Origin of the sequence: Thermodesulfobacterium sp., from assembly GCF_030445475.1 — a bacterium.
In the GTDB taxonomy this organism is placed as follows: domain Bacteria; phylum Desulfobacterota; class Thermodesulfobacteria; order Thermodesulfobacteriales; family Thermodesulfobacteriaceae; genus Thermodesulfobacterium; species Thermodesulfobacterium commune.
In genome coordinates, this window is sequence record NZ_JASUTP010000011.1 from 23551 (window position 1) to 40579 (window position 17029).

Sequence of the window (17029 nt, forward strand, 5' to 3'; positions counted from 1 at the left end):
GAAAACTTAGGAAGCTAAAACTATAGTTTCAAATTATTTGATAATCAAAACTGAACAGCCGGCTTTTTTCCATCACTCTCTCTGCTGTACTTCCCAAAATCCTTCTTCTTATAAAAGAATATTTACTGGGACCTAAGATGATTAAATCAACATCATTTTCCTCTGCTACATTTACAATAACTTCTGCCGGTTTTCCATACTTGATCATAGGAGTTATTTTTATGTTTTTATCTTTCGAGATATCTTTCGAGAGTCGTTCTATATCTTTTAGTAGTTCACGATAATATTATAATAAATTCTTTAATTTGATTTAAGTTTTCAGGCTTAATTTCTAATAAAGAGTAAATTTTTAATGCATAAAAAGTATTTTCTAAGTAAGAGGTGGTGCCAGGATAGAATCCATAACCTCCATCTGGATTAAAATCTTCCTTAAGCCATTTTAATACCTCTTGAATAGGGAAAGACCTATCAACCTGATAGTTTTTCCAAAGCCAAACTAACTGATAAGCCTCTTTTATGTTTTCTAAACCCCAAGTTAGATTAAAATTTAACTCTATTTCCTCCAGATCGAGACTTCTAAGTGATTTTAATATATAGAAAACTTTTTCTAACTCATGGTTTTTTTGACTAAAAGAACAGAATAACTCTTTACATCTGTTTTTTAAGAAATATAACGATTTATCATCTTGTAGATTTTGAATTATTTTTATAAGATAGTAAATCATTTTATAAGAATGGATTGCATATTTTATAATATTAACCACATTTTTTCTTGACCAAAGTTTTAACCTCTGATCGATTAAAAGTTTAGAGTTAATGGAAGGATCGAATTTTTCTAAAGCTTTAAGAATTTCTAAGGCATAATACGTATCTTCTATGGTAGGGGGAAGATAAGGGGTTGCTCCAAAACCCCCGTTTTCTCTTTTTCTCATTTTTACAAACTGATATACCTGTTTCCAAATATTTTCTTTTAAAGAAATTTTCATACTATCTTAATTAAAAAATCATTTTAAACATTATATTTACACAGGACGATCTTGTCCAGATTTTTTCTTTGTAGTACAAAATAAAATTTTCATCGTCATTTAATATTTTTTTGGGGTTTAATTTTATTTTTGAAGAAAAATTTTAGCCTATCTTTACAAATTGTAGGTTTTTGTTAGTATAAAACTTATTATACTTGTCGATAAATTTGAATAAATAAGCTACATAAATCTTAATAAAAAGGGGGAATATTATGGAAGAGTTAGCACGTTTTGGAATTTCTATTCCTAAGGAGTTGCTTAAAGCCTTTGATGACTATATAGAACGGAAACATTATGCCAACCGTTCTGAAGCTATCAGAGACCTTATTCGTCAGAAACTAGTAGAAGAAGAGTGGAAAGAGTCTAAAGAAGAAGTAGTGGGGGTGATTACCTACCTTTATGATCATCACAAAAGGGAGCTTACCGATAAATTAGTAGATATTCAACACGAGCATTATGAAAAAATTATTACAACCCAACACCTTCACGTAGACCACCACAGATGCTTAGAAATAATTTTGGTTAGAGGTAAGGCTAACGAGATCAAGGATTTAGCAGATAAAATTCAAGCCCAAAAAGGTGTACTTCATCTAAACTTAGCTCTAACTACTTTAGGAAAAAGTATTCCTTCTTAATTTTTTTATTTTATTTTTGTGAAATTTTTATTTTATTTATTGTCTTTTAGTGTTTTTTTTTATATTCTCTTTTTTTCAGAGTATTTGAGAAATTAGGTGGAGGAATTTTATGCAAAAAGAGTTACAATATTATTATGAAGTAGTTAGAAATTTTAAGCTACAGGTTCCTGAAAAATTTTCATTTCCTTTAGACGTGTTTGACAAATGGGGTAGCCTTCCTGCATTAATTTGGACAGATGGTAAAGAAGTAAAAAGATTTACTTTTGAAGAGCTCACTGCTCTTTCAAGTAAATTGGCAGGAGGTTTAAAAAATTTAGGGATCGGTAAGGGAGACAATGTTTTAATGTTTTTACCTAATAGGTATGAATGGTGGATTACAGTATTAGCTTTAATGAGACTAAACGCTGTTATCGTTCCTTCTACCGTGATGTTAACGGTAAAAGACTTAGAATATAGACTTAAATCTTTAGAAATTAAGGCTATCATTTCAGATGAAGAAAATGCTAAAAAAGTAGAAGAAGCGGTGAACCTCACCAATTCCAAAGCTATTCTTATTAACATCGATGATATTCCTGGCTGGGAAAAGTATAGTGAGCTTTTTAAGTTTGACCCTTTTGTAGGAGAAAGGACTTTTTCAGAGGATACATCTATCATCTTTTTTACTTCAGGTACTACAGGACCACCTAAAATGGTAAGACATACTCAAGTTTCCTATCCTTTAGCCCATGTTATTACTGGAAAGTTTTGGTTAAACCTAAAGCCTGGTATAATACACTGGAATCTATCTGATACAGGGTGGGCTAAGGCTACTTGGTCAAGTCTTTTTGGCCCATGGAATACAGGAGCAACCGTTTTTGTAAGGCGTAGAGGGAAAAAGTTTACTCCTGATATTATGATAGAAACATTGAAAAAATTTGAAGTAACCTCCTTATGTGCTCCGCCTACCGTTTACAGAATGTTAATCAAAGAAGTTCCCTTAAAAGAACTTTCTTTCCCTACAGTTAATCATTTTGTTTCAGCAGGAGAACCACTTAATCCAGAAGTAATAGACATATGGAAAGAAATTACTGGGAAGTATATTTATAACGGTTATGGGCAGACAGAAACAGTTAATACCATAGCTATGTTTCCTTTTATTCCTATGCGTAAAGGTGCTATGGGACTTCCTACTCCTGGGTTTGAGGTAGAAATAGTAGATGACAACGGAAAAATTTTAAAACCCTATGAAGAAGGCAACATAGCCATCAAAGTCTTTCCTGAGAGACCTGTGGGGCTTTTTAAGGAGTACATAAATGATGAAAAAGAAATGGCAGCTGCCTTTAAAGGTGAATGGTATTTCACCAGAGATAGAGGATATAAAGATGAGGACGGCTACTTTTGGTTTTTAGGAAGAGAAGATGATATAATCATAAGCTCAGGATACAGGATTTCTCCTTTTGAAGTAGAAAGTGTTCTTATCAAACACCCGGCAGTAAAAGAATGTGCTGTAGTAGCAAGCCCTGATGAAATAAGGGGAGAGGTGGTCAAAGCCTTTATCGTTTTAAAAGATGGTTTCAAACCTTCTCCTGAATTAATAAAAGAATTGCAAAATTTTGTGAAAACAGAAACCGCTCCTTACAAATATCCACGTAAGATTGAGTTTGTAGAGGAGCTTCCTAAAACTGTTAGCGGGAAGATCAAACGAAAAGAATTAAAGTTAAAAGAATTTGGACTTTGGCCTAAATAAAAGTTCCTTTAAAAAGCTTGCTTAGGGGACTTAACTCCTCTAAGCAAGCACAAAATTAATATAAAACCTTCTTAAATCTACCTCTTTTACTCTGACTGTTACAGATTGTCCTATTTGAAAAACCTTGCCTGTTTTCTGTCCTATCAAAGCAATTCCTTTTTCATCTAACACATAAAAATCATCTTCAAGATCGACTACCCTAACCACTCCACTTACCATATACTCTAACAGGTCTACAAAAAAACCAAAAGCAGTAACTCCAGTAATAATTCCGTTAAAAGTCATTCCTATCTTATCCTTCATGAAGAAACATTGAAATCTCTTTAAAACCTCTCTTTCTGCTTCTTCGGCGGTTCTTTCTTTCTCAGAGAGATGTTTACCCATTTTTTCTAATTCTTCTTCTTTGTAAACAGGTTTTTTTCTTTTTAAAGCAGCTTTTAAAGTTCTGTGTACTACTAAGTCTGGGTATCTCCTTATAGGAGAGGTAAAATGACAGTAACAGGTAGAGGCTAAACCAAAGTGACCTAGGTTTTCAGGTGTATATTTAGCCTGTTTTAAGGACCTTAACAGTAGATGATTGAAAAGATAAGCATAAGGTTTTCCGCTAAACTGAGAGATCAATCGTTGAAAAAACTGAGGAGTTACTTCCTCTGGAAAAGTTACTTCTATTCCATAAGAAAGGAAAATTTCAGACAATTGTTTTAATTTGTTTATGTCCGGTGTTTCATGAACTCTATATAAAAATGGATAGCCCTTTTGAGTTAAAAAACTTGCCACCGCTTCATTAGCTGCGATCATAAAATCTTCTATCAACATATGAGCTAAATTGCGCTCTCTTTTTACTATGTTTTCAACCTCTCCTTTGATGTTAATTATTATTTCTGGCTCAGGCAAATCAAAATCTAAACTACCTCTTTTTAGTCTTTTTTCTCTCAAAATAAAGGCAAGCTCAGCTGCGGTATCGAGCATAGGATAAAGGTCTTGATATTTTTCAATGGTTTCTTGGTCGTGATCAACGACCATCTTTTTTACCTCTGTATAGGTCAGCCGAGCATGGGAATGAATTACTCCTTCATAAAATTTTTGGTTAGTCACCTCTCCATCGTGACTAAAATCTATCTCTACTATCATAGCTAATCTGTCTACATTAGGATTTAAACTGCATAAATGATTGGAAAGTTTTTCGTGAAACATCGGAATAACCATTGTAGGAAAATAAACACTAGTTCCCCTAAGATAGGCTTCTTGATCTAAAAAAGAACCTTTTTTTACATAATGAGCTACATCAGCAATAGCTACCCAAAGTTTATAGCCTTTTTTAGTCTTTTGAACACAAACTGCATCGTCAAAATCCCTTGCGTTTTCACCATCTATAGTTACAAACGGAATTTTAGTCAAATCTGTTCTACCTTTTTTATCTTCTAATATAACTTCTTCAGGTAACTTTTGGAGTTCAGCCATCAATTCTTCGGTCCATAAATGAGGAAGGTCATAAGTATATACTACGGCCCAGGTATGAGATTCGAGATTAAGAGGGTCTCCCAAATCTTTAATTATCTCCCCTACCGGAAATCCATACTCTGAGGTAGGTTGAATAATCTTTGCGACTACTAAATGGTTTACTTGAGCTTTGTTAAGCCTTTTTTTTGGGATATAAATCTCAAAAGGTATTCTTGGATCTTCTGGCTCTACAAAATAAGCTTTTTTTCTCTTTACTAAGTATCCCACTAAATTTTTTCTTTTTCTTTCAACTACTTCGATAATCCTGCCTTCAGGACCTTTTAAACTTACCCTATCTATCCTAACTAACACTATGTCTCCATCTAAAGCTTTTCCTATAAAACGAGGAGGGATAAAAATACGCTCTTTTTCTGTCTCTACAAAGCCATAGCCATCAGGATGAACCCTTAACCTTCCTTTTAAAAAGGACACCTGCTCTGGAAGTGCATACTTTCTCTTCTTTAATTTGATAACCTTATTTTGGGCCTCTAAAAATTTCAAAACCTCTCGAACTTTCGGTCTTTTTTCTTTTGGAAGATTTAGAAGATGGTAAATCTCTCTTAATAACAAAGGCTTTTTCACTGATTTTAATAAGTTAAGAAGGTCATCTTGAAGTTTATCTTTGAAATGGTGAATTTTATTACCTTTTTTTTTAGTTAAACCTTTCTTATTCTTTTTAGAAGGCATTTAGATTACTTAAGGTTTAAATACTGAATAGCTTTTTCTAAGTCTTCTTCAGGCACGGTTACATGAAGACCTGACTTTGGGCCTTTTCTTATATAAAACCTTAACTCTTCTGCTGTTTTGATGTTTTTCTCCTTTACTATGTTAGGTAGACTCCTACTTCCTTTATGACATTTTAAACATTTAAAATCTTCAGCGGCAAGTTCTAATTTATGATAGGAATAAGCAACCAAAAGACTGCCTAAAAAGATAACAGGTAAAATGCTAATATCATAAAATCTAACTTTCATAACCTTTCCTCAAAAATTTGTCTACACATCTAAGACTTCTTTTAATTTTTATACTATAACATATAAAAATTTTTGTCAACTCTCTCCTATGAAGAATGTGTTCGGAAATTCTTTCTACTAATTTTTACATAACTATTTTCTTCCTAATCCCTTTTACCCCTTTTAAAATATAAAATTTTAAATTTTCATGAAACAAAAGATGATTGTTTTTTGTTAACTCTCTATTTTACTATAGAATAATTTGTTAACGAATCATAGACAAAAGGAAATTTTAAAAACATCCTCTACAGGTTAATATTGACACAGAATAAAAAAATTGTATGATAATTTTTATATTTTCATTATCAACTTCCGTTAAAGGGGTGGTTTATGGAATTTGAGGCAGTAATCGGGTTAGAAGTTCATGCTCAGCTTAACACTAAAACTAAGATGTTTTGTTCATGTTCAACCAAGTTTGGTAATCCACCTAATACACAAATTTGTCCAATATGTACAGGGCAGCCAGGGGTACTTCCAGTAATCAATAAAAGGGCTGTAGAATTTGCCATAAAATTAGGTTTAGCCCTTGGTTGTAAAATCAACAAAACCTCTGTGATGGCTCGTAAAAACTATTTTTATCCAGACCTACCCAAAGGATATCAAATCTCTCAGTACGAACTTCCCATAGCTGAAGGCGGAGAAATAGAAATAGAGATAAATGGGACAAGGAAAATCATACCCTTAGTTAGAATTCATATGGAAGAAGATGCGGGTAAACTAATCCATGATGAGAAACAACCCTTTTCTTATGTAGATTTTAACCGGTGTGGAACCCCACTTTTAGAAATAGTAAGTGCTCCTGCTATTTCTTCCCCTGAAGAAGCAGTAGCTTATCTCAAAACTTTGAGAAGGATTTTAAGATATTTAGGTATTTGTGATGGAAACATGGAAGAAGGAAGTTTAAGATGTGATGCTAATGTTTCGGTTCGACCTAAAGGAAGTGACAAATTTGGCACAAAAGTAGAACTAAAAAACATGAACTCTTTTAAACATGTAGAAAAAGCTTTATCCTATGAAATAAAAAGACAAATAGGATTACTCCTAGAAGGTAAAACTATAGTTCAAGAAACCAGACTTTATGATGAAGCTACGCAAACTACTCATCCCATGAGAGGAAAAGAAGAAGCTCATGACTACTGCTATTTTCCTGACCCTGACCTGATAGAAATCCAGATTGATGATGACATGTTACAAAAGGTAAAGAATGAACTTCCAGAACTCCCTCATGTGAAAAAACAGAGATTTTTAACTCAATACCAACTTACTTCTTATGAAGTAGAAATTTTGACAGAGGAAAGAGATTTTGCTGAATTTTTTGAAAAAACCTTAGAAATTTATCCTAACCCAAAGATGGTTTCTAATTTTATGTTAACAGAAGTTTTGCGTTATTTAAATCGAGACAACATATCCATTACTCAGTCAAAACTTACTCCCGAAAACTTAGCTCAACTTCTTAAGTTGGTTGAAGATAACCTTATTTCTATAACCATAGCCAAACAAGTCTTTCCAGAGGTTTACGAAAAAGGTGTTGATCCTAAAAAATTGGTAGAAGAAAAAGGGTTAATTCAAGAAAGTTCAGAAGAAAAATTAAAAATCATCTGCGAAGAAGTACTCCGAGAAAACCCTGCAGAGGTGGAAAAATATAAAGCAGGAAAGAAAGGATTACTTGGTTTCTTTGTAGGACAAGTTTTAAAGAAAACTCAAGGAAAAGCCAATCCTAAAGTAGTTAATAAACTTTTAGAGGAGTTGTTAGAAAAATGAAAAAGAAAAAAAACAATATAAAAGTCCCAGCTCAAACAGATGTAATCCAAGCCTGGATTTGGAATGAAAAAGGACTTTTTTTATTAGACCAAAGAAAGCTTCCTTTAGAAGAAAAATATGTTTTTTGTAACACCATAAATAAAGTTAGAAAAGCTATCAAAGAGTTAGTAGTAAGAGGAGCTCCTGCTATCGGAATATGTGCTGCCATAGGATTCACCATAGGGTTTAAAAACTTTTTAGAAAAAACTAGGACTAAAAAATTTTCTATCCAACGTATCAGCGAAGAGATAGGAAAGCTTAGTCTACTTTTAGAAACAGCAAGACCTACAGCTGTTAACCTTAAGTGGGCTGTAAACAGAATGAAAGGGGTTTGTGAAAAATTTCTTAAAGAGGTTGAAAAAGAACCGATGACATTAGAAACTTTAAAAGAGCTTTACTTTATTTTAGAAAAAGAAGCTTTAAAAATTTGGGAAGAAGACATAGAGGGAAATCTATCTATGGCAACCTTTGGGAAAGATCTTATTCCTGAGGGAGGGGTTCTTACTCATTGTAATACCGGAGCGTTAGCTACTGGAGGTTATGGAACAGCCTTAGGGGTGATAAGAGAGGCTTATAAACATAAAAAAATCTTTGTGTTTGTAGATGAAACAAGACCTTTTTTACAAGGGGCAAGACTTACTGCTTGGGAGCTTAGTAAGCTTAACATACCTTATGCTATCATCACAGACAACTCAGCGGGGTATCTTATCAAAAAAGGAGAAGTTAAAGCTATCATAGTAGGGGCTGACAGGATAGCTTTAAACGGAGATACAGCTAATAAAATAGGAACCTACAGTTTAGCTGTTCTTGCCCATTACCATAAAATACCCTTTTTTGTTGCTGCTCCATCCTCTACATTTGATCTAGAAATCTCCTCAGGAGAAGAAATCCCTATAGAAAAAAGGCCTTCGAAAGAGGTACTGTCTTGTGGAAAAACAAGGGTTGCTCCTTTAAATGCTAAGGCTTATAACTTTGCCTTTGACATAACACCAGGGAATTTAATTACAGCTATCATTACAGAAAAAGGGGTGATATATCCTCCTTACAGCCAAAATATACCAAAAATCATAAAAAGGAATGAAAATTAAGGACCTACCAGAAAATACCTTAGAAAGACTGATTTTTTATCTTAAAATCCTTGAAAATCTTGAGGATAAAGGTATCGGTTCTCTTTCTTCTGAAGAATTGGCAGAACTTGCTGGAGTAACCTCTGCTCAACTAAGAAAAGACTTAAACTTTTTAGGAAGCCTTGGCACTAAAGGTGTAGGCTATAACGTTAAAACTTTAAAGTTTAATCTAAAAAAATTTTTAGGACTTTCCCAAGAATGGAACCTAATATTAGGAGGTATCTCTCCTTTAGGAATATTTCTTTTAGAAAATAAAGAACTTCAGAAAGAAGGTTTCTACTTTATGGCAGCCTTTGATATCAGAGAGGAACACATAGGAAGGATCTACAATGGAATTTCTGTTTACAACTTGGAGCAGGTTTCCTATGTTTTTAAAGCGATTAAGGTAGACATAGGAGTTATTACAGCAGAAGAAAACGCAGAAGTTTACATAAAAACTTTTTTGGACCATGGATTAAAAGCTATTTTAAACCTAACAAAAATCCCATTTTTTTCCAGGAATGATTCAGTTCGGATAGAAAACCTTTCGTTTAGCTTAGGTTTAACTAAATTATCTTATTTTTTAAGTAGATAAAAATTTTAATCGTAACCGTAAAAGGAGTTAATATGAAGGTAGAGGTATGGAAAAAAGATGAAAGAGCAAAACTTCCTGAAAGAAGCACCGAAGGTTCAGTAGGATATGATATTTTTGCTTTGGAGGATTTAGAGATTTTACCAGGAGAATTTAAACTTATAAGAACAGGTTTAGTAATGAAAGCCCCCTACCCTTATGCCCTTTTAATTTTTCCTCGTTCTTCTCTTTTTAAAAATAAAGGACTTATCTTTCCAAACTCAGCAGGAATTATTGACTTTGATTATTGTGGGGCTGATGATGAAATAAAGATACCTGTAGTCAACATAACTCAAAAAGCCGCTTTTATTAAAGCTCATGAGAAGATAGCTCAAGCCATATTTATCCAAGTGGGATTTCCTGAAATAGTAGAAATTAAAGAACCACCTCAAAAAACTTCCAGAGGTGGTTTTGGGTCAACAGGTGGCTACAGATGAGGCTTTCGGATTTAAGACAACTTCAAAAAGATTTTATTTCTGTAGTAGTTAAAAATTCTGATATTAAAGCTATAACAGATTTTCTCTTCTTTAGCTATTTAGGAGCAAGAATATGTTACGCCTCTTCCCATCCTTTGGCTCTTTTTTCTGAAGAAAAGTTTAAAAACTTTGAGACCTTTAAAAATTTTCTTCTTCATCTAAAAAAATTGGAACATTACAGTGTTTTTGCCCATACTCCAGTTTTCGTCAACACAGAAAACATAAAAGTTGAAGAAAAACTTCTTCTCGCACAGATTTACTTTAAGGTATTTTGGGATGAATCTAAAAAACAAGCCTTATTTAATCTTAGACATCTTGCAGAAAATCTTTCAGAGGAACAATTTGCTAAACTAATAGAAAATCCTCCTGACTTAACCTCGATTGAGATTGTTTATTTTAAAAATAACCAAAACTTATATCAAGGTCCTCTTTTAGAGTTCCCTAACCATCTTCTTGAAGAAGACCGTACAAACTTTTTTGCCGTCCCTGAAGTCATTATCATAAAACAACTGAAACCTTATCCCTTTAACTGGATTGGAGTAATCGTTCATAATTTTTCAAGAATCTTTAGTCATCAGTTCGTAAGGCACACCTGGCTTAATTTCAATCAGCGTTCTCATAGGTATACTGAAGTAGACAAATTTATCGTACCTAAAAATTTTAACGACTACCATGTTAAAACCTACCAAGAAATTATAAAATATACGATGAAGTATTACAGAGATTTTATGAAAGACCTAAAAAAAGAGAGTGCAAGGTTTTTAGTTCCTCAAGGTGTAACTACCACTCTTTTAGCCACCGGGCCAGAATTCGTATGGGAAGATTTTATCAACAAAAGGGCGATACCCCAAGCTCAAGAAGAAATAAAAACTTTAGCATTTCTTTTAAAAGAACATCTTTTATGAATCATTAGAACTTTTTTGAGAACCCTCTTCTTTAGAATTACTTTTCTGGCCTTTTTCTTTACGGGCATAATCTGTAACATACCATCCAGAACCTTTTAAAATAAACCCAGTATTTCCGATAAGCCTTCTTAACTCGCCTCCACATTTTTCGCAAGTTCTAAGAGGGTCTTCAGTAATTTTTTGCCAAACCTCAAACTTATGTCCGCAAGCTAAACATTCATATTCATAAATAGCCATAAGCACTCCTCCTTCTTCAAAAGAATACAAAAATTTATTGATGAACTTACAGAAAAAATTCGTTTGAAAAATATAATACCGACTGGTAATTTTTAAAGAGGATTAAAGTTAAAAATTAAAAGCTATTTTTTTACCAAAGGAGCCAAGATGGTTATCAGTTGTTTCCCCTCTAACTTAGGAGGACTTTCCACCTGAGCCTTATCCTTTACTGCCTCAAAAATAGCCTGCAAAACCTTATCTGCCATTTCAGGATGAGCTATCTCTCTTCCTTTAAAAACAATCCTTACCTTTACTTTATTTTTGTCTTCTAAGAACCTGATAATATGTTTAATTTTTACTTCCAAATCATGCTTATCTGTTTTAGGACTAAGTTTAATTTCTTTGGTTTCAATCTGAACCTGTTTCTTTTTAGCTTCTTTAGCTTTTTTAGCCTCTTGATATAAAAATTCTCCAAAATCCATTATTTTACATACAGGAGGATTAGCAGTAGGTGCTATTTCTACCAGGTCTAAACCATAATCTTCGGCATATCTTAACGCTTCGGTTAACGACACAATACCTATCTGTTTACCATCTGGACCTATCAGTCTTACTTCTTTAGCTTTAATCTGTTCATTAACCCGATACTTTTTCTTCAAGTCTTTTTGCATACTACAACTTTCCTCCTAAGTGAATTTTAATTTTTGGAGATGTTAAAACCTTAACTTTATGACGAAGAGAAAACTTAAGACCTTTCATTAAGTTGATAATAAGGCTGATTTTCAGTTTTTAATTTAGAGATAAGATCTTCCAAGGAAAGGTTGTTTAAAACCTCTCCTGTACGTGACCTAAGGCTTACCACTTGATTTTCTTCCTCTTTATCTCCAAGGATTACCATGTAAGGCACTTTTTCTTGTTGAGCTATCCTTATTTTATAGTTAAGTTTCTCACTTCTAAAATCTCTTTCTACTCTAAAACCAGCGTTTTCTAAAGCTTGAGCTACTTTTTCTGCATAAGGTATAGTTCTATCAGTGATAGTTAAAACCTTTACCTGTACAGGTGAGATCCAGAAAGGGAAAGCACCTGCATAGTTTTCTATCAAAATCCCTAAAAATCTTTCTAAAGACCCTAATAAAGCTCTATGCACCATAATAGGACGATAGAATTTATTGTCTTCTCCTACGTAGACCAAATCAAATCTTTCAGGCAGGTTAAAATCGACCTGAATGGTAGAACATTGCCAAAAACGACCCAGAACATCCTTAATCTTAAGGTCTATCTTAGGCCCGTAAAAAACCCCCTCTCCTGGGTCTATCTCATAAGACAATCCTTTTTTTTCTAAGGCTTTTTTAAGGGCTTCCTCTGCTTTATCCCAAACTTTAGGATCTCCTACAAACTTTTCAGGTCTGGTAGAAACAAAAATCTTATATTCATGGAAACCAAATACCTTCAAGAAATAAATCACCAAATCAAGAACGTTGGTCAGTTCCTCTTCAAGCTGATCCTCTCGACAAAAGATATGGGCGTCATCCTGAGTAAATCCCCTAACCCTTAAAAGGCCATGTAAAACCCCACTTCTTTCAAAACGATATACGGTGCCAAGCTCACAAAAACGTATAGGAAATTCTCGGTAGCTCCTTCTTTTTTGGTTATAGACGTATATATGAAAAGGACAGTTCATCGGTTTTAACTGATAGGCTCTATTTTCAAGCTCCATAGGAGGAAACATATTTTCTGCATAAAAATCTAAATGTCCAGAAACCTTCCATAGGTCTCTTAAAGCTATATGAGGGGTATATAATAACTGATACCCTCGCTTAAAATGTTCCTCTTTCCAAAAATTTTCTATCAAGTTTCTAACAACCGCCCCCTTAGGTAACCATATAACTAATCCAGGGCCTATCTCTTCTTCTATCGTAAAAAGCTCAAGCTCTTTTCCTAACTTCCTGTGGTCTCTCTTTTTGATTTCTTCAAGTCTTTTCAGATGTTCCTCAAGCTCTTCTTTACTAAAGAAAGCAGTTCCATAAATACGCCATAACATAGGATTTTTTTCATCGCCTCTCCAATAAGCACCAGATACAGATAGGAGCTTTACGGCCTTAATGTCTCCTGTTGAAAGAACGTGGGGACCTTTACAAAAGTCTACAAAATCTCCTTGAGAATAAATAGAAACTGTATCTTCGTTAATCTCTTTTATAAGTTCAAGTTTAAACTCTTCTTTTAACGAAGAAAACAACTTTTCAGCTTCCTCTTTACTAATCTCCCTTCTTTCTAACGGTAATCTTTTTTGAATGATTTCCTTAACTTTTTTTTCTATTTTCTCCAGGTCTTCCTCATTAAAAGGTCTTGTATAATAGATATCATAGTAAAAACCATCTTCTATCGCAGGGCCTATACCCAACTTTGCCTCTGGAAAAAGTTCCTTTACTGCTTGAGCAAGCACATGGGAAGCGGTATGTCTCAAAAACCATAAAGCTTCCTTGTCGTCAGGATAGATAGGAATAAGCTCCACCAACTCACCGTTTCCCAAAGAGCTGGTAACAGGAGTATGCCAATCTAAGTACTCTTCTTGAAACTTAAAACCTACAGGAAGTTTTTTGACAACTTTTTTGATTTCAGATAAAATTCTTTTTAAAGGTTGACCTGGCTGAAGGTCAAACTCCCCGATGTCCTGAATAACTATTTTCAAACCTAAACCCTTTTCTCCTCAAGGTTTCAACAAAAATGGTAGGCGCGGGCGGGATCGAACCGCCGACCTCTTGCGCGTCAAGCAAGCGCTCTCCCACTGAGCTACGCGCCTACAGTTTAATTAATCCTTAAAATAACAAAATTTTGGTTTATGTCAAGGTAAAAAATAAAAATGTACCAAAAAATTTTAGCCTGTTTATACAATTTTAACGTCCCCCTCTGGATTTTGTCATAAAGGATTGTATTTTTAAAATAAAAAACACGGAGGTGAAAACTTGAAAGCTTATAAACTATCTTTTATAGCCAAACAAATAAACGGAGAACTGATAGGAGAAGACCTTGAGATAACAGGTGTTAATGCCATTCCTCTTGCTAAAGAAGATGAATTAATTTTTATAGACTCTTTAAAAAAAGTACCTCAGGCTAAAGCCTCTAAAGCAAAGGCTGTGCTTTGTCCTAAAGGTTTGGCCAATCAATTAGAAGAAAAATCTGTGGTCGAGGTAAAGGAGGTTAGGTTAGCCTTTGCTAAGATTACTGAACTTTTTAAAAAAGAACCTGCTATAAGATGGGGAATAAGTGAAAAGGCATTTATAGAAGATGGGGTAGAAATAGAAGAACCGGTTGCTATTTACCCTAATGTATACATACAAACTGGAGCAAAAATAAAAAAAGGGGTGGTCCTTTATCCAGGAGTTTTTGTAGGGTCCTTTTGTGAAATCGGAGAAAACACCGTAGTTTATCCTAACACCGTGCTATACCCCTATTCTAAAATAGGAAAAAATTGCATCATCCATGCAGGGGTCGTCATAGGAGCTGATGGTTTTGGTTTTGCTCAGGAACCTTTAGATGAAGGCTATAAAAACGTTAAAATCCATCATTTTGGAGGAGTCTTGATAGAAGATGATGTTGAAATAGGTGCTAATTCTACAGTTGATAGGGCTGTTTTTGGGTTTACTGTTATCGGAGAAGGAACTAAAATTGACAATTCTGTCCAAGTTGGGCATAACGTTAAAGTAGGAAAACAAAACATTTTAGTTTCTCATACTGCTATAGGAGGGAGTGCTGTTTTAGAAGATTTTGTGATGATCGCAGGACAGGTGGGAATAGCTCCTTCAGCTAAAATTGGTAAAGGCGCAAGAGTAGCAGCTAAATCAGGGGTTGTAGGGGAAGTCCCTCCTAACACCGAGGTGGCAGGAATACCTGCTATAAAGGCAAATGTATGGAAAAGAGCTATAATTATTTTTGAAAAGCTTCCTGAACTATACAAAGAGCTTAAAAAATTCCTAAAGACTTTTTAGTTTCTTCCACAATCCTGTGGACGTCTCCTAAACATCAGGTCTTTTTGGGATTTTTAAGATGACATTCACATTGGCCCTTTCTTTTTTTATCCATGATAAACTCTAAAATTTCAGAACGTCCTTGGTTTTCTTTTACATCTCTTACGATATCCTCTTTAGTAAAACCAAAACAATAACACACCAGTTCTTCCATATCTTTTATCTCTCCTTTTTCTCCTTATTTCACCATATAAACCTTTTTATCGCAGAAAACAAAAAATCTTCCTGTTTTATGTAAGGGTAACTTCCAAAACTCTTTAAAACCTTCTTCGTCAAAATCTTTAGCCTCCCAAAACAAAACCTCTCCTATGTAAAAAACATGATCTCCTACCTCGATGCCCTCTAACACTTTACATTCAAAAGTTGCCATACTCTTCTCTAACAAAGGTAACTTAAAGTTAGGACTTGGTTTAGTTTTTATGGCAAATTTTTTAATTTTATCGATTTCTCTTCCCTTGACAGAACCTACTTTAAAAATAAGCTCATAATCTTCTGTTATATTTACCGAAAAAGCTTGATACTTATCGATAAGCTCTTTTGTATAATGTTTAGTTGCACAGGCAAAACCTATGGTAGGAGGTTCTACAGAGATAGGAGTTATCCAGGAACAAGCCATAAGATTAGTTTTTCCTTGTTCTACATTTCCGCTTCCTACAATTACAGCCGGTCTTGGATGAAGAGCCCTGTAAAATTTCATATTTAGCCCCCTTTAGTTTTTTAAGCTTATATTTTAAACACTGGTTATTTTATCTTACCAAAATAAAAAAACAATAACTAACCCACCGGGTCCTCAAACCTGATTTTTTTTGCTATTTATTATTGACAAAAAAAATTTTTAAGCTACTTTTCTACTATTAATTATAAAAAAACAACATTTAGAGGTAAATCCATGTTAGTAAAAGACGTGATGATCGATGACGTCTTTAAGGTTGACCCTGAAAGTAGCCTATTAGAATTGGTTTCTTGTTTTATAGATAAAGAGATCGGAAGTGTGGTTGTAGTAGATCAACAACAAGAACCCATCCAGATTATTACTCTAAGAGACCTGCCTAAAATTTTCTTATTTGCCCCAACACCTTCTAACGTAGAAGAAATTCTCCAGACTTTAGGTAAAGACAAGAAATCTCTTATAACTGTTAAAGTTGGAATGCCCCTTATAGAAGCCATAAACCTTATGGCCAGGTTTAACATAAGCCATCTTCCGGTAGTTGATGATAATTCTAAACTGGTAGGTCTTCTAAGCTTAAAAGACATAATAAAGTCTGTACCTAGCATGATGTATATAGACCATCTTACTGGGCTAAACAACAGACTTTACCTCGATTTACTAATCCCTAAACTTAAAAGAACTAAAGGTCCTATTGGTTTTATTATGGCAGACATAGACAACTTTAAAAACATAAACGACCTCTATGGACATCTGATAGGAGATGAAGTTTTAAAGGTAGTTGCCCAAACCTTGAGAAAAAACGTAAAAATAAGTGATGAGGTTATAAGATACGGAGGAGAAGAATTTCTAATCATCCTATACAGGTGTGATTTAGATAAGGTAAAAATGGTGGGAGAAAGGTTGAGAGAACGGGTTATGAAAATAAGTTTTGAAACTAATCCTAATCTAAAGGTTACGATTAGTTTAGGAGGGTGTGAATACAGAGGAGAAAAAAACATAATGGAATACATTTCTTTAGCTGATCAAGCGCTTTATCAGGCAAAACAGTTAGGTAAAAACCGGGTTGAAGTTTTAAGATTAGAGGAAAAACAAGAGTTTTGTGAAATAGGCCCTATTTTATAGTCTCTCTTTTTAGTCTAAAGAATTCTTTTAAAAGTTGGGCTGCTTGTTGTTTCAATAAACCTTCTTTCATTTTAATCCTGTGGTTTAATCTTAGATCACTGATTATTTGATAGAGGCTAACACAAGCTCCTGTTTTTTCATCTCGGGTAGCAAAGATCAATTCTTCTATTCTTGCAAGC

Annotated in this window: 18 protein-coding genes, 1 tRNA gene and 1 pseudogene; 9 read left to right on the forward strand and 11 right to left on the reverse strand. The window is 34.0% G+C overall.

What is annotated here, in order from left to right:
• Positions 1 to 28 precede the first annotated feature (28 nt).
• Both PWP26_RS04855 and PWP26_RS04860 read right to left on the reverse strand, forming a co-directional pair.
• Entirely contained in the window at positions 29 to 208 is a 180-nt protein-coding gene (locus tag PWP26_RS04855; protein WP_353735822.1) for a universal stress protein, read from the reverse strand.
• 67 nt (positions 209 to 275) lie between these two features.
• The gene (locus tag PWP26_RS04860; protein ID WP_287568301.1) at positions 276 to 986 is read right to left on the reverse strand and encodes a prenyltransferase/squalene oxidase repeat-containing protein; all 711 of its coding nucleotides are present in this window, start codon (positions 984 to 986) and stop codon (positions 276 to 278) included.
• A gap of 251 nt (positions 987 to 1237) precedes the next feature.
• Between PWP26_RS04860 and nikR the strand changes: the two genes are divergently transcribed.
• Complete coding sequence (gene nikR, locus PWP26_RS04865; protein WP_287568302.1) at positions 1238 to 1660, forward strand: nickel-responsive transcriptional regulator NikR; 423 nt, start codon at positions 1238 to 1240, stop codon at positions 1658 to 1660.
• Positions 1661 to 1769: 109 nt separating this feature from the next.
• Complete coding sequence (locus PWP26_RS04870; protein ID WP_287568303.1) at positions 1770 to 3386, forward strand: acyl--CoA ligase; 1617 nt, start codon at positions 1770 to 1772, stop codon at positions 3384 to 3386.
• Between the two features lie 39 nt (positions 3387 to 3425).
• Here PWP26_RS04870 and rnr read toward each other — a convergent pair whose 3' ends face one another.
• Together rnr and PWP26_RS04880 are read right to left on the reverse strand one after the other, a co-directional pair.
• Positions 3426 to 5522 (reverse strand): ribonuclease R, encoded by a 2097-nt coding sequence (rnr, locus tag PWP26_RS04875; RefSeq protein WP_273010365.1) that lies wholly within the window; start codon positions 5520 to 5522, stop codon positions 3426 to 3428.
• 56 nt (positions 5523 to 5578) lie between these two features.
• Positions 5579 to 5860, reverse strand: a complete 282-nt coding sequence (locus tag PWP26_RS04880) for a hypothetical protein (protein WP_038060422.1) — start codon at positions 5858 to 5860, stop codon at positions 5579 to 5581.
• A 369-nt stretch (positions 5861 to 6229) separates the two neighbouring features.
• Here PWP26_RS04880 and gatB point away from each other — a divergent pair, with 369 nt between their 5' ends.
• The 5 genes from gatB to PWP26_RS04905 are packed head-to-tail and all read left to right on the forward strand — an operon-like array spanning position 6230 to position 10817.
• Complete coding sequence (gatB, locus tag PWP26_RS04885) at positions 6230 to 7660, forward strand: Asp-tRNA(Asn)/Glu-tRNA(Gln) amidotransferase subunit GatB (RefSeq protein ID WP_038060420.1); 1431 nt, start codon at positions 6230 to 6232, stop codon at positions 7658 to 7660.
• Positions 7657 to 8787, forward strand: coding sequence for an S-methyl-5-thioribose-1-phosphate isomerase (mtnA, locus tag PWP26_RS04890; protein WP_287568304.1), 1131 nt, complete (start codon positions 7657 to 7659; stop codon positions 8785 to 8787). Before gatB ends, mtnA begins: the two co-directional genes overlap by 4 nt.
• A complete protein-coding gene (locus PWP26_RS04895) occupies positions 8777 to 9400 on the forward strand; it encodes a redox-sensing transcriptional repressor Rex (RefSeq protein ID WP_038060418.1) in 624 nt (207 codons plus the stop codon). The genes mtnA and PWP26_RS04895 overlap by 11 nt, the downstream gene beginning before the upstream one ends.
• 32 nt (positions 9401 to 9432) lie before the next feature.
• On the forward strand, positions 9433 to 9873 hold the full coding sequence (dut, locus tag PWP26_RS04900; RefSeq protein ID WP_038060416.1) for a dUTP diphosphatase: 441 nt from the start codon (positions 9433 to 9435) through the stop codon (positions 9871 to 9873).
• Positions 9870 to 10817: an FAD-dependent thymidylate synthase gene (locus tag PWP26_RS04905; RefSeq protein WP_038060414.1), complete on the forward strand. Its 948-nt coding sequence runs from the start codon at positions 9870 to 9872 to the stop codon at positions 10815 to 10817. The genes dut and PWP26_RS04905 overlap by 4 nt, the downstream gene beginning before the upstream one ends.
• On the opposite strand, the gene PWP26_RS04910 is transcribed toward PWP26_RS04905, so the two are convergent.
• The 4 genes from PWP26_RS04910 to PWP26_RS04925 form a co-directional block, all read right to left on the reverse strand.
• Positions 10812 to 11054, reverse strand: coding sequence for an FmdB family zinc ribbon protein (locus PWP26_RS04910; protein ID WP_038060413.1), 243 nt, complete (start codon positions 11052 to 11054; stop codon positions 10812 to 10814). The genes PWP26_RS04905 and PWP26_RS04910 overlap by 6 nt on opposite strands.
• A gap of 122 nt (positions 11055 to 11176) precedes the next feature.
• Positions 11177 to 11704 carry a translation initiation factor IF-3 gene (gene infC, locus PWP26_RS04915; RefSeq protein ID WP_038060411.1) on the reverse strand — a complete coding sequence of 176 codons (528 nt, stop codon included), beginning with the start codon at positions 11702 to 11704 and terminating at the stop codon, positions 11177 to 11179.
• Between the two features lie 74 nt (positions 11705 to 11778).
• Positions 11779 to 13722 (reverse strand): threonine--tRNA ligase, encoded by a 1944-nt coding sequence (thrS, locus tag PWP26_RS04920; protein WP_038060409.1) that lies wholly within the window; start codon positions 13720 to 13722, stop codon positions 11779 to 11781.
• 36 nt (positions 13723 to 13758) lie between these two features.
• Positions 13759 to 13833: transfer RNA gene (locus PWP26_RS04925), tRNA-Val, on the reverse strand.
• A gap of 163 nt (positions 13834 to 13996) precedes the next feature.
• On the opposite strand from PWP26_RS04925, the gene lpxD reads away from it, so the two are divergent.
• A complete protein-coding gene (gene lpxD, locus PWP26_RS04930) occupies positions 13997 to 15019 on the forward strand; it encodes a UDP-3-O-(3-hydroxymyristoyl)glucosamine N-acyltransferase (RefSeq protein WP_038060407.1) in 1023 nt (340 codons plus the stop codon).
• A 34-nt stretch (positions 15020 to 15053) separates the two neighbouring features.
• Here lpxD and PWP26_RS04935 read toward each other — a convergent pair whose 3' ends face one another.
• Both PWP26_RS04935 and PWP26_RS04940 read right to left on the reverse strand, forming a co-directional pair.
• A complete protein-coding gene (locus PWP26_RS04935) occupies positions 15054 to 15212 on the reverse strand; it encodes a hypothetical protein (protein ID WP_038060405.1) in 159 nt (52 codons plus the stop codon).
• Positions 15213 to 15236: 24 nt separating this feature from the next.
• Positions 15237 to 15755, reverse strand: a complete 519-nt coding sequence (locus PWP26_RS04940) for a flavin reductase family protein (RefSeq protein WP_051754469.1) — start codon at positions 15753 to 15755, stop codon at positions 15237 to 15239.
• 192 nt (positions 15756 to 15947) lie between these two features.
• On the opposite strand from PWP26_RS04940, the gene PWP26_RS04945 reads away from it, so the two are divergent.
• Positions 15948 to 16850, forward strand: a complete 903-nt coding sequence (locus PWP26_RS04945) for a GGDEF domain-containing protein (protein ID WP_051754470.1) — start codon at positions 15948 to 15950, stop codon at positions 16848 to 16850.
• Here the strand turns inward: PWP26_RS04945 and PWP26_RS04950 are convergent.
• Positions 16840 to 17029, reverse strand: a pseudogene (locus PWP26_RS04950) (tRNA-specific adenosine deaminase); the annotation flags it as partial. The gene PWP26_RS04945 and the pseudogene PWP26_RS04950 overlap by 11 nt on opposite strands.

Bases quoted from the DNA above. Each gene is read 5' to 3' on its own strand.
- PWP26_RS04935 (WP_038060405.1), bottom strand. From the start codon at position 15,212: ATGGAAGAACTGGTGTGTTATTGTTTTGGTTTTACTAAAGAGGATATC.
- nikR (WP_287568302.1), top strand. From the start codon at position 1,238: ATGGAAGAGTTAGCACGTTTTGGAATTTCTATTCCTAAGGAGTTGCTT.
- PWP26_RS04870 (WP_287568303.1), top strand. From the start codon at position 1,770: ATGCAAAAAGAGTTACAATATTATTATGAAGTAGTTAGAAATTTTAAG.
- PWP26_RS04860 (WP_287568301.1), bottom strand. From the start codon at position 986: ATGAAAATTTCTTTAAAAGAAAATATTTGGAAACAGGTATATCAGTTT.
- PWP26_RS04945 (WP_051754470.1), top strand. From the start codon at position 15,948: ATGTTAGTAAAAGACGTGATGATCGATGACGTCTTTAAGGTTGACCCT.
- PWP26_RS04910 (WP_038060413.1), bottom strand. From the start codon at position 11,054: ATGGCTATTTATGAATATGAATGTTTAGCTTGCGGACATAAGTTTGAG.
- gatB (WP_038060420.1), top strand. From the start codon at position 6,230: ATGGAATTTGAGGCAGTAATCGGGTTAGAAGTTCATGCTCAGCTTAAC.
- PWP26_RS04895 (WP_038060418.1), top strand. From the start codon at position 8,777: ATGAAAATTAAGGACCTACCAGAAAATACCTTAGAAAGACTGATTTTT.
- infC (WP_038060411.1), bottom strand. From the start codon at position 11,704: ATGCAAAAAGACTTGAAGAAAAAGTATCGGGTTAATGAACAGATTAAA.
- dut (WP_038060416.1), top strand. From the start codon at position 9,433: ATGAAGGTAGAGGTATGGAAAAAAGATGAAAGAGCAAAACTTCCTGAA.
- PWP26_RS04880 (WP_038060422.1), bottom strand. From the start codon at position 5,860: ATGAAAGTTAGATTTTATGATATTAGCATTTTACCTGTTATCTTTTTA.
- PWP26_RS04905 (WP_038060414.1), top strand. From the start codon at position 9,870: ATGAGGCTTTCGGATTTAAGACAACTTCAAAAAGATTTTATTTCTGTA.
- mtnA (WP_287568304.1), top strand. From the start codon at position 7,657: ATGAAAAAGAAAAAAAACAATATAAAAGTCCCAGCTCAAACAGATGTA.
- PWP26_RS04855 (WP_353735822.1), bottom strand. From the start codon at position 208: ATGATCAAGTATGGAAAACCGGCAGAAGTTATTGTAAATGTAGCAGAG.
- PWP26_RS04940 (WP_051754469.1), bottom strand. From the start codon at position 15,755: ATGAAATTTTACAGGGCTCTTCATCCAAGACCGGCTGTAATTGTAGGA.